This window comes from Acinetobacter sp. YH12255, assembly GCF_013417355.1.
Taxonomy (GTDB): Bacteria; Pseudomonadota; Gammaproteobacteria; order Pseudomonadales; family Moraxellaceae; genus Acinetobacter; species Acinetobacter pseudolwoffii.
Map to the genome: position 1 here is coordinate 1 of NZ_VPEC01000060.1, position 10,304 is coordinate 10,304.

13 protein-coding genes and 1 pseudogene are annotated in these 10,304 nt (G+C 34.7%); 7 read left to right on the forward strand and 7 right to left on the reverse strand.

All coding sequences use genetic code 11. The features are described 5' to 3' along the window. Positions 1 to 406 precede the first annotated feature (406 nt). Positions 407 to 871 carry a hypothetical protein gene (locus FTV30_RS14415; RefSeq protein ID WP_111886123.1) on the forward strand — a complete coding sequence of 155 codons (465 nt, stop codon included), beginning with the start codon at positions 407 to 409 and terminating at the stop codon, positions 869 to 871. Between the two features lie 204 nt (positions 872 to 1,075). Here FTV30_RS14415 and FTV30_RS14420 read toward each other — a convergent pair whose 3' ends face one another. After that, entirely contained in the window at positions 1,076 to 1,681 is a 606-nt protein-coding gene (locus tag FTV30_RS14420) for a plasmid replication DNA-binding protein (RefSeq protein ID WP_180001819.1), read from the reverse strand. Between the two features lie 77 nt (positions 1,682 to 1,758). After that, a complete protein-coding gene (gene repM / locus FTV30_RS14425) occupies positions 1,759 to 2,658 on the reverse strand; it encodes a replication initiation protein RepM (protein ID WP_180001820.1) in 900 nt (299 codons plus the stop codon). Positions 2,659 to 3,920: 1,262 nt separating this feature from the next. On the opposite strand from repM, the gene FTV30_RS14430 reads away from it, so the two are divergent. The 4 genes from FTV30_RS14430 (at position 3,921) to FTV30_RS14445 (ending at position 7,085) form a co-directional block, all read left to right on the forward strand. Next, positions 3,921 to 5,651 (forward strand): type IV secretion system DNA-binding domain-containing protein, encoded by a 1,731-nt coding sequence (locus FTV30_RS14430; protein WP_180001821.1) that lies wholly within the window; start codon positions 3,921 to 3,923, stop codon positions 5,649 to 5,651. 3 nt (positions 5,652 to 5,654) lie between these two features. Continuing rightward, the gene (mobC, locus tag FTV30_RS14435) at positions 5,655 to 6,404 is read left to right on the forward strand and encodes a winged helix-turn-helix domain-containing protein (RefSeq protein ID WP_180001822.1); all 750 of its coding nucleotides are present in this window, start codon (positions 5,655 to 5,657) and stop codon (positions 6,402 to 6,404) included. A 63-nt stretch (positions 6,405 to 6,467) separates the two neighbouring features. Then, on the forward strand, positions 6,468 to 6,704 hold the full coding sequence (locus FTV30_RS14440; RefSeq protein ID WP_180001823.1) for a hypothetical protein: 237 nt from the start codon (positions 6,468 to 6,470) through the stop codon (positions 6,702 to 6,704). 96 nt (positions 6,705 to 6,800) lie between these two features. Next, positions 6,801 to 7,085, forward strand: a complete 285-nt coding sequence (locus FTV30_RS14445) for a hypothetical protein (protein WP_180001824.1) — start codon at positions 6,801 to 6,803, stop codon at positions 7,083 to 7,085. Between the two features lie 25 nt (positions 7,086 to 7,110). Here the strand turns inward: FTV30_RS14445 and FTV30_RS14450 are convergent, their stop codons facing one another. From FTV30_RS14450 to FTV30_RS14465, 4 genes are read right to left on the reverse strand one after another with little or no spacing between them, the layout of a single operon-like run. Then, positions 7,111 to 7,599: a hypothetical protein gene (locus FTV30_RS14450; RefSeq protein ID WP_180001825.1), complete on the reverse strand. Its 489-nt coding sequence runs from the start codon at positions 7,597 to 7,599 to the stop codon at positions 7,111 to 7,113. 1 nt (position 7,600) lies between these two features. Then, a complete protein-coding gene (locus FTV30_RS14455; RefSeq protein WP_180001826.1) occupies positions 7,601 to 7,792 on the reverse strand; it encodes a hypothetical protein in 192 nt (63 codons plus the stop codon). Between the two features lie 33 nt (positions 7,793 to 7,825). Next, positions 7,826 to 8,134, reverse strand: a complete 309-nt coding sequence (locus FTV30_RS14460; protein ID WP_180001827.1) for a BrnA antitoxin family protein — start codon at positions 8,132 to 8,134, stop codon at positions 7,826 to 7,828. Then, positions 8,121 to 8,408: a BrnT family toxin gene (locus FTV30_RS14465; protein WP_034707141.1), complete on the reverse strand. Its 288-nt coding sequence runs from the start codon at positions 8,406 to 8,408 to the stop codon at positions 8,121 to 8,123. The genes FTV30_RS14460 and FTV30_RS14465 overlap by 14 nt, the downstream gene beginning before the upstream one ends. 316 nt (positions 8,409 to 8,724) lie before the next feature. Here FTV30_RS14465 and FTV30_RS14470 point away from each other — a divergent pair, with 316 nt between their 5' ends. Together FTV30_RS14470 and FTV30_RS14475 are read left to right on the forward strand one after the other, a co-directional pair. Further along, positions 8,725 to 9,108, forward strand: a complete 384-nt coding sequence (locus tag FTV30_RS14470; RefSeq protein ID WP_147395704.1) for a hypothetical protein — start codon at positions 8,725 to 8,727, stop codon at positions 9,106 to 9,108. 236 nt (positions 9,109 to 9,344) lie between these two features. Further along, positions 9,345 to 9,956, forward strand: coding sequence for a recombinase family protein (locus FTV30_RS14475; RefSeq protein WP_180001828.1), 612 nt, complete (start codon positions 9,345 to 9,347; stop codon positions 9,954 to 9,956). Between the two features lie 239 nt (positions 9,957 to 10,195). Here FTV30_RS14475 and FTV30_RS14480 read toward each other — a convergent pair. Then, positions 10,196 to 10,304: pseudogene (locus FTV30_RS14480) on the reverse strand (IS701 family transposase); the annotation flags it as partial.

Below are 10,304 nucleotides of genomic sequence, written 5' to 3' on the forward strand. Positions count from 1 at the left end.
TCATGAGAAAGCCCATATAAATGGGTAATGTACAAGTTGCTGTAGAAGCATGTTTAATTCGTCTGATCACAGATACTTTATAAAGTATTTTAATACTTTTTTGAATCCGTCAATGCGTAAGTCCTAAGGTATATGAATATTAAGATAAATAAAAAGCCCTATAGTCTCTCCCGTTACTATAAGGCTTATAAAACGCTGTAATTTTTTCTTAATTACCTACTTTTTCGATGTAGGTTATGAATATATTTTACCTATTGGTAAAAATAAAGATATAAGACAAAAGATGAATACGTTAGAAATCCAGCCTAAAAACTACTAATTTCGCATAACAACCATTATGTTAAATAAGTGCCTGACTTTATTGATAAGGTTAAACATTAGCAGTTAGAAAGGGTTTTCAAAAAGAATGGTAAATCGCCCAAAAATTATAAAAGTAGGAATTTTGCTTGTAGGTCTATGTTTAATTCTGATCTTTAATTCATATAAACAGAAATTGAATTATGACAATGAAATGGCAAAACAGACAACGATACTTTTCTTAAATTCACTTGCTAAACATGATCGAAAATCAGCAATCAAATATGTTTGGCCTGATGCGCAATTATATGAAGACTTAAAAAGTCCTGAAAGATTTCTTTCTTTCAAAGACTCAAAAATTTTAGAAATAATAAGAATTAATGATGATTCAGCGGAAAGTAGACCTGAGTATTATCAAGAATTTTATAAAATTATTTCAGTGATGGTAAAAGTTAAAGTCGTGCATATAGATGATGCTGGCAGTCCAGTAGGTGACTATATTTTATTTATTACTCTTGTGAAAAAATCTCCTCAATCTGATTGGCTAATTACAGGATTGGGTAGTGGGCCTTAAGCTAATAATTATTTATTTTCCCTAAAATTAACATAATACACCTTATACGAAATGTGTTATAATTTACCTTGAAATTCATATACTTATTTCAAAGTTTATAGCCCATCTTCCCCAAGGTGGGCTTTTTTTATGATTTTTCACGTTCCACGCCTATTATTTGATCAATGTTTCACGACTTTGTTCATATCAGTTAAACAATCGTGGTTAATCATAGGGTCTAAAAAAACGGCTCCAAAAGCCTCTTTTCTCAGGCTCTGGTTCAATGTGTTCAGGCACAGGAATCCGCTTATTTTCAATTTGGCTATTGGTAGTCAATCCGTCATCTTTCACCTCAGTTTGTACATGAGATTCTTTTTGTTCAGTAGTCAATCCATCATAGTTCGACTCACTTTTTGAACTAGTATCCGTTGCTGTATCTGATTTTGGGTCGATAAACCTAGTTGTATAGGCTCTTGGCGCTTCTAATAATCGTTGTATTGCTTCAATTTGTTCATCCTTAACATGTAATTGATCATTCTTGGCTTTTAATTCCTCACGTTGAAACTGCTCACGCTCATGCGCCTGTTCAAGCTGTTTTTGAAGCATGTAAACCTGCTGTTCTAGCAGGTGAACTTCTGACAACTTTCGTGTTTCGATTGTCTGTGAACTGTTCACATTTCTAGACGGTTCACCAAAAACTCGAATAGCTTCGGAAAGATCAATTTTACCATCACTATTCTTACTTAAATTACCTTTATTAACTTGCTTATAAATGGCTTGACGAGTCATTCCATACAGGTTTGAAAGCTCAATAACAGATAGTGATTTCATCTTGTAATTCTGGTTGTCTATTATGTGAACTAAGATACATCAACAAACAGTCAACTGCTACATACATAGTCGATCTTTTATGCCTTAAAACCTAAATTTTTAAGATGAGGAATAAGTTGTTTTTGTTGCATTGGATCTCGCAGCATATCTTTAATTTTGATAGCTAAGTCGTCATAACTTTCACCTTGTTGTGCTAGGTGGGATACTTCATGTAAGCGTGAAAGCTGATTACCAAACATATTAATTTGTGAATCTGTCAATTTATAAAAATTATTCTGTTCAGATTTATGCTCAATACTTTTTGATTTTTCTTTAAACGTGAATTGAATGTGTGTGACTTTTCGGCCTGTCTTTATTTGCTTGTAAGATACATTTAAAGGGCTATGTTCATTGATTTGATCTACAGCTGTATCAATAACCCATCTTTTTAAATCAGCAGATAATGGATATCTTTTTCCTAACTCCAACATACCTCTTAGAGATTCGATTGAAATCTCTCGTTTTCCTATTGAACGATATTGGCTTAATAACTCATAAATACGAATAGCATAGGCGCTACTCATACCAGCAATGTCAGATAATGAATACTTAGTGAATTCACGACTTAGATTAGAAATGAAAGGCAAAATTTCTTTAGAAAACCTAATTCCTACAACGCTTTTACTTTCTAAAAATCGTATGGATTGAATCCATCTCATTTTGATTGATTCATCATCAATAGCTAAATTAATTGATCTGTCATATAAGCGGTTTACACCATCTTTTAGATCTCTATAAGCTGTTTTTTCATGAACCCCAAGTTTTTTTAAGTCATCAATAGTTACGCGATAAATTTCATCATCTGTAATGTCTTCAGCCCGACTAATTTTACTAATAGCTGCTAACACAATACGCTGTTCTGTTGAGCTGAGTTGGTATGAAGCCTCAATAACTTGATTTGATTTAACTACTAGTTCTTTTTTAGATGGACTCATCACTTTTATTTCGAAAACTTAACTATGAGTACTATAATTTTCTCATAGTTAGTAGTCAATCCCTCATATTTAAGTAGTCAATCCCTCATAGTTAGTAGTCAATCCCTCATAGTTAGTAGTCAATCCCTCATAGTTAAGAGCTGAAAGCCTTGTCTTTAAAGCCTTTCAGGCTGCCTAAAATATTTAAAAGATTTAAAATATAATTAAAAAGACTTTATAAAAAATTGCCCTTGGTTTTCGCTACGCTCAAACTCTATTGAACTTCGCTAAAGCTCAGTTCGTTGGGGCAATTTTTTGGCTAATACCATCTGGAATTTAATAAAAAGCAAAAGCAACTCGGAATTCGCTTCGCTCATAAGTTTTTTATGCTCGCTTCGCTCGTCTAGGATCAAATTACATCAGTTCGCACCCATTCGGGATGCTCTGTACTTAAGTTTTAAAATCATAAGGGAGCTTGTAATCAGGGAAAAACAAGGACGAATTTTAGTTGTGGCAGCTCGTAGACACTCGCATAATAAGTAAATGTCTAAAGCCAATAAAGAAGATCTTTGGGAATGGCATATCGGCATGTCAGTTAGGAAGTCTTCATTAGCCGAAACGCAGTGCCGAGGAGACGTGCCGAAAGGTGTACTTAGATTCACGGTAACGCAACCGCTACGCTATCCTCTGAAACCTGCGCTATCGCTTGTTTTCAGCCCGAAAGGGTTCGGGACGGATTTGCTAAAACGCTAGGGCGTTTTTACCTCTTACGGAGTCCCCGTCGGTGCGCTGTCGCGCACGACCACCCCCTTACTGAAAAGTATTGAGCTTCATTTGCTACGCAATGAACTCAACGGACTTTTTTAACCGTAAGAGGGTGGTCGTGCACTGCGTTACGACGGGGATGGGCTAGCCCCCCACTTCAAGGTCAGGCGTTGGGACGCCTTAAAAAACGGGTGCGCTTCGCTTCCATTTTTTCCCTTTCGTGGCTCCCCCCTTGTCCTCTTCGCTGGGGCTGCGAGGATGCTTCACTGTCGTTCAGCCCCCCTTCGGGGCAACCGCGTATCCTGTTATAGAAATTTATCAGAATATTAATTTTTAAAAATTTAAGGTGATTAATTTTTTTAGTAATAATATTAGTTTCTGAATCAGCTAGTTAATCAATTCTAGATTATAAACATATACCACAAATTTAATATATTCAATAACTTACATTTAATTTATTTTTGCTTTTTAGAAAAAAACAGCTATATTATTTTTTTCTTGTTAAGCCTCGAAGATAATTTATGCGGACTTGGTTACTAGTTGCTCTATGTTTTGTATTAATCATTTTTTCTGCTGAGATATCATCTTTTTTAAGTATTTTTTTCGCACATCCATTACGTCATTTGATATCTGCATTCGTTGGAATGTTTGCTTTTGTTGTGCTAAGTGCTAAGCCAAATGAAGCAGGCTATAGAAAAGCGGCCTCACAATTTTCTTTTTATGCTTTTTTCTTATGTTTGATTACTTTTTTTATTTTATGGATGGTCGCATATTTCTTTGGAAAAGTTAGCAAAAATGAACTATGGCTTTTTTTAAGTTTTGGTGTAGCGGGCTTTTTTATCTCAATTTTATTTGATCGATTTTTTACACCTAGATGTGAAAAAATCGGGAATTTTTTTACTCAGGGTGCAGGAACTAAGCGAGATCAAAAGACAGATATTCGGGATATTGAGAAAAGTTTTAAGTCGATTCTTAAATATGATCCTCAAAAGTTTTTTTCTTCTGGAAAGTGGTTTTTCGGCTTAGATTCTAATAAAAAACCTATTTTTTTCAGAGAGAAAAAACTTTTTCATACTCAAATTACTGGAACCTCTGGTTTTGGTAAAAGTGTTTTACTTGGGCTCTTAGCATTTCAAGCGATATTAAAGCGTGAAGCTACGATTATTTTTGATCCAAAACAAGGCGGAGATGAATGGTTTCCCCACGTATGTCAACAAGCAACCGAAGTAGCAAAGACACAATATTATTTTCTTGATCTCCGTCATGAGGCAGCCCAGTTAAATCTTTTTGAAGATGCTACATCAGATCAAATTGAAAATCTTTTGATTACTGGTTTTTTGCTAGAAGATCGAGGTGATGCCGCTGATTATTACCGTGGTAAAGACCGTAGGATGGCAAGATTTGTTGGGGAAAACTATCAGCCTGGGCGGACAGCAACCCAGATTAGCCAGGAATATGATCAATATTTTAGAAGTAAAGAAAATGAGGCTGAGAGTTTTGCCAACCAGCTACAAGAAATAGGTCGGGTTAAAGCAGTTAATGCAACTAAAGGGATTTCATTAAAAAAAATTATTGAAAATGGCGAAGTTCTCTATATTGCAGGCGATTGGGAGGATCCGAAATATGTCAAAGTACAACGGATGGTTCTCGCCCGAATTATTCAAATTGCGAGTGAACGAGATAACAGCCTTGAAGAGCCAAAACAAGTTTGTGTCATTCTTGATGAGCTTTCTTTCCAAATTTCTAAAATTTTCGGTGACTCACTGAAAGTTATCAGAGATAAAGGACTGCATTTCATTCTGGCCCATCAAAGTATCAATGATTTAACCAATGTGCCAGAAAATATGGATGCAAATGCGTTTGCAGGTTCTGTTTTAGCAAATTGCCCTTTAAAGTTTACCTATCGCGCTGCGGACTATGAAACTGCTCAATATTTTTCGGATCTTTCAGGGAAAATTTTAGGAGATGATGAATCTCGCAGTACTGAAAAAACACTGAGTCTGACTGATCGAGTTGTTGGTGAAAAACAGATTCGACAGTCCGAACGGAATTTAATAGATATTAATATGATGCTATCACTGCCTCCTAAAACAGGGGTTTTATTTGGAAATGGCATTGCCAAAATATCTACCGTTTATCCCATTGAAGTCAAAAAAGATTCTGATTCGAAAAAAATCATAAGCTTTGATCATCCCCAAATTTCTGAAAAATCAGATTTAGATACCTCTTTAGTTTTTCGTGAATTGAGGTGAGTTATGTCCAATTTAATTAACTCAAAAACAGAACGAGACAGAATCAAAGCTGAGAAGGAAAGGAAGATTCTCTCTTTCTTACTTGAAGAGGGATACAGCACAGCAAAAATCTTGGCTCAATTTCTAAAAATGACACCCAATGGGGTGCAAAGGACTCTACGGAAGATGGAAGCCAATGATCTGATTAAAGCTCATACCGTTGATTTTGAGCTGAGTTCATGGAATCTCAAAATCTGGGGATTAACTCCGACTGGAACGCTTTTAGCTACACCTGAAGATGAGAAATTTAAATTCTTTGAGGTGAGTCGTGTGAAGCCCATTACTATAGCGCATAGTTTGGCTTTACAGCGCGTTAAGGTGGTTGCATTAAGGTTTGGTTGGGAACAATGGGAAAGTAGCTCTAGGATGCTTAAAAGAGCCAATGAGAGCCGTTCCACATGGGTTCAGGTGCCAGATGCGGTTGCACGATCTCCTAAAGGACGAAAAATTGCTGTTGAGTTAGAACGGTCAGCTAAAACGCCTAAACGTTATGTTGAGATTTTGGCGAACTATGCCGAGATGATGTCTTTGGGCGTCATTGATGAAGTGGTTTATGTATGTCCTGAACAGCTAACTATCCGACTGCAAAGGCTATTTCATCGAATAGAGAAAATTATTTTTAAGGGAAAAGTAATCCCAATACCCCCAGGTTTATTAGAGCGTTTTTATTTCATTTCATATGAGGAATGGGAAAAGCGAGCAATGGATTTCTAGAGACATCGAATATCTCATGACATTCATTAACTTATTGAATAATTTAATTTTTGGAGAAATTTAATGGTTGAAATAGAGCTTGATAAAACTGAAGTAGGTTTCCTTTTAAACCTAACAGGTAATTTTATTCTAAGTCTTTCACCTGAAGAATATAAAGAACTTATTCTAGTACCTATTAAGTACGCGAAAGAGGGAAAATACTGGATGCAGTACCATGGCTTGAAATGTACGATTTCATACGATACCGCACAAAAGCTTATAGAGATCGGTGTTCCAGTATCCGAAGTTTTACCTTATTAATTAAAAACCCCAAGTCATAGCTTGGGGTTTTTTTTTAATTTCGCATAAGAGATTTTATGTTAAATATGGAAGCAAGTCTTAATCATAAGTAACGTCATGGACTACAAACTTATTATTCTTTCAATATCTATTATCTTTGGATTCTTCTCAGCTGGGGCATGGTTTTATTCAAGCCAGGTTAAAGTCACTAGAGAAAAAGCTGTAAAGATAGCCAAGAAAAAAGCTCAAAAGAAAAATGAACAACCTAATTTATCAGGAGTTTCTTTTGATGGATGGGATGTGAGAGAAACTTTAAAAGCCCAATCAAAATGGAATAGTTTAGGTGCTTTTTTCGCAAGTATCTCTATGTTTTTTCAAGCTTTAATTTCTATTTTTTATTAACATATATGAGAAATCTTCTGTTAAATTAATTCTGACTTGAATTAATTATTTCATCGGCTATTTCTAAGGCTTTAGTTAAAAGATCATAGATATTCTTATAGTTCTGATAATTTCCTTGTTCATGTATGCTTAGTAAACCTCCTATTTTCACATCCTGTAGAATAGAAGAGAGTAAGGCGTAAAAAGTGACGACTTGAGGAGCTACTTTAGGTGATAACTGTCCAATTTTATCTAAATTATTAGAATACACTGGGAATACATTTTCTTGAATATCGAGCGAAAGTGTTGTCCTATAACCTCTATTTTTTTCAAGGTATAAAACTATATTTTGAATATCTTCTACATACTTTCTTTGTTCAATTAGTTTTTTTAAAGCTTTAATCTCAGCAATAATAGCTAACTGAATTGATAATTGTTGAGACCTATTATCCTTATATTTAAAAAACAACTGAATAAAAAAATTAATGATAACAGTTACTAAAGCAACCATTAAAGCATCAGATACTTTCATCATCTTAAGTATTATCTATCGCATTTCTTAAAATTATTAATGATTCTTCTCTATAGTCTTCTGGAATCATTGTGATTTCATTTTTCATTAATCTATCAGCATATTTCTTTTGCAGTTCATTTAAATCAAGCCCATCCTCCTTTAAAATTTTTAGTACTGCGCATAATGTAGCATCTTCAATAACAAACCCACCCATGTGTTATCTCCTTTTAAAATAAGATAGGAATTTCTATTTTTTTAATTCTTCTATCATAGCATTACGAAGAATTTCATTCATTCGTGTTTGATAACCTTTCCCTTGTGCTTTGAACCAAGCAAGAACATCAGCATCTAACCGAATAGAAGTTTGTTGCTTCACTGGGCGATAGAATTGATTATGGCGTACAGCATTACTCCAATCAGTAATTTCAGGAATATCTGATAGATCTAGCTGATCATCACGAACCGTCCCTTTAGCAAGCAAGCGTTGAATTTCAGCATCTTGCTTGTCGCTGAATTTTTCATTCAGTTCTTTGCGTGAGTATTTAACCATGCTCATATTTATCTCGCTCCGCTTTAGTTACCTGTCTTGCACTAATAATTCTTATGATTTCACAGTCATCTTCATCAAAGATAGTGTGAGCTACCAAGAGCATTAGTACGCCTTTTACTTTCCCAATGGTCTGCCAACGTTCTTCACCATCGGTATGTCTGTCTTGGATTGAGATCCTTAATGGATCATCGAAAACAAGGCTTGCTGTTTCGAAAGAGACATCGTGCTTTTTCTGATTCTTTCGATTCTTTGCCTCATCCCATTCGAAATACTGTTCCATAAAAAACATTCAAATTTGTATATACAATAATGTATCACAAAATTGTATCACTCAAGCTGGAAAGCGTAATTTTTAGTCAAAATGATTGGCAAAATATTTCAAAACTGCTCATAAAAAAGCCGACTTGTTTTCCAAGTCAGCTTTTCGACATCGTCGAGCATTACCACTATAACACAAGTATATGATTTTTATATATTTAAAATATTCGTTTCGGATGACGCCCATTATGATAAATGGCTCAAAATTTACATTTTAAACTGCGAATAAGAAGTTTATCTTAGATGTGATAAACAACTTTTTGGATGAAAATTAGTTAATGAGTTACACCTTAATATTTATAACAATATTTGCCTCCTTATTATCAGGAATTTTGGGCTCTATCCTTTCTCTTATTTACATGAATAGGATGGAGAAGAGAAAATTAAAAATTGATCTTACTAGGCAATTATTAGGACATAGGTTTTCTATTCAAGGTGAACAGTTTTCTAGTGCTATGAACCAAGTAATTGCAATTTTTCACGATGAACCAAGGGTTCTTAAAAGGTTAGAAAAATTACATTCTTGTCTTAAGGATCCAATGAAAAGAAATGTTCATGATGCCTTTATTGATTTTTTGCAAGAGTGTTGCATTGCTTCAAAAATTTATAATCAAGAATTAGAGCGAAGTCTGTATATAGAAACATTCAATGCTAAAGATTAAGGTAAATTTTTTATGAGGGATAGAAGCATGAAGTGCTAATGTAAATTGTTAATTAAACTAAAATTAACATAATGCACGTTATACGAATTCCCAAGGCATGGCTTTTAGTCATGCTTTTTTTATCAAAAGAGTATAGCTGAATGATAGCGAGCCAAATCGCATACAATATCTATCATTAGGCTTAATTCAGTAATTAAATGATAGTGTTATCATTAATCTAATAGAATTAAGATTAAATGATAGAAATGAATACACGTATTTATCTACGAGCTTCAACTAAAGATCAAGATGCAGAAAGGGCTTTGCAGATTCTTCAGGATCTAAACCAAAACTTGAATTTGGGTGAAACCATTGTGTACGTGGAAAACTATAGTGGTACGAAGTTAGACCGACCTGAATTGAATAAGCTACTGTCAGAAGCAAATCAAGGTGACACCTTGTTAGTTGAAAGTATTGACCGCTTATCACGCCTAACCCAACGAGATTTTCAAGAGCTGAAGCGCAGGATCCAGGAGAAGGGACTTCGTTTAGTCGTAGCAGATCTTCCTACTACCTACCAAATGATTCAAACCAGTGACAGCATTACTCATTCAATCCTGGAACTCATCAACAATATGTTGATTGATCTCCTGGCAACAATGGCCCGCCTAGACAATGAGAAACGCATAGAACGTATTAAGCAGGGTCTAGAACGTTCGGGTTACAAGCCAACAGGTAAGAAAGCCAATGAGGCTAAGCACAAACGAATAAAAGAATTGCTAGCATCTGGCAATATGACTAAGGAAGAAATTGCCAAAGCAGTGAATTGTGGAGTTGCAACTGTTTATCGAGTTGCTAAAGTCATTTAAAAAGGCTTGTATCAGTGCTTCCCTTATGTCATATCTATTTACAAAGGAGCAAGGCATTCTTAAAAATCAAAAGACGGAATTAATGATGAAAAAGCATTTGATTTTCCTTGTTTTTATAGTGATGGTTTTTATTTTAGCTCTAGTTGTAAAGATTAATAATGATCATAAAAAACGGCAAGCATTAAACAAATTGGAACTAGTTGAAAAGCAAATCCATTAGGTATAGGACTTACGCACTATTATTTATAGATTCTCTGTGGTAGCAGATGATTTTTATCGAGAATAAAGTCATCAATGAAGTTTTTGATAACTGGTCTAAATAATTTCTTCTGCCAACGATATACATTT

What these genes read in the sequence shown, in the direction of transcription:
- FTV30_RS14415 (WP_111886123.1), top strand. Translation starts at nt 407, where the DNA reads ATGGTAAATCGCCCAAAAATTATAAAAGTAGGAATTTTGCTTGTAGGT.
- FTV30_RS14420 (WP_180001819.1), bottom strand. Translation starts at nt 1,681, where the DNA reads ATGAAATCACTATCTGTTATTGAGCTTTCAAACCTGTATGGAATGACT.
- FTV30_RS14430 (WP_180001821.1), top strand. Translation starts at nt 3,921, where the DNA reads ATGCGGACTTGGTTACTAGTTGCTCTATGTTTTGTATTAATCATTTTT.
- mobC (WP_180001822.1), top strand. Translation starts at nt 5,655, where the DNA reads ATGTCCAATTTAATTAACTCAAAAACAGAACGAGACAGAATCAAAGCT.
- FTV30_RS14440 (WP_180001823.1), top strand. Translation starts at nt 6,468, where the DNA reads ATGGTTGAAATAGAGCTTGATAAAACTGAAGTAGGTTTCCTTTTAAAC.
- FTV30_RS14445 (WP_180001824.1), top strand. Translation starts at nt 6,801, where the DNA reads ATGGACTACAAACTTATTATTCTTTCAATATCTATTATCTTTGGATTC.
- FTV30_RS14450 (WP_180001825.1), bottom strand. Translation starts at nt 7,599, where the DNA reads ATGATGAAAGTATCTGATGCTTTAATGGTTGCTTTAGTAACTGTTATC.
- FTV30_RS14455 (WP_180001826.1), bottom strand. Translation starts at nt 7,792, where the DNA reads ATGGGTGGGTTTGTTATTGAAGATGCTACATTATGCGCAGTACTAAAA.
- FTV30_RS14460 (WP_180001827.1), bottom strand. Translation starts at nt 8,134, where the DNA reads ATGAGCATGGTTAAATACTCACGCAAAGAACTGAATGAAAAATTCAGC.
- FTV30_RS14465 (WP_034707141.1), bottom strand. Translation starts at nt 8,408, where the DNA reads ATGGAACAGTATTTCGAATGGGATGAGGCAAAGAATCGAAAGAATCAG.
- FTV30_RS14470 (WP_147395704.1), top strand. Translation starts at nt 8,725, where the DNA reads ATGAGTTACACCTTAATATTTATAACAATATTTGCCTCCTTATTATCA.
- FTV30_RS14475 (WP_180001828.1), top strand. Translation starts at nt 9,345, where the DNA reads ATGATAGAAATGAATACACGTATTTATCTACGAGCTTCAACTAAAGAT.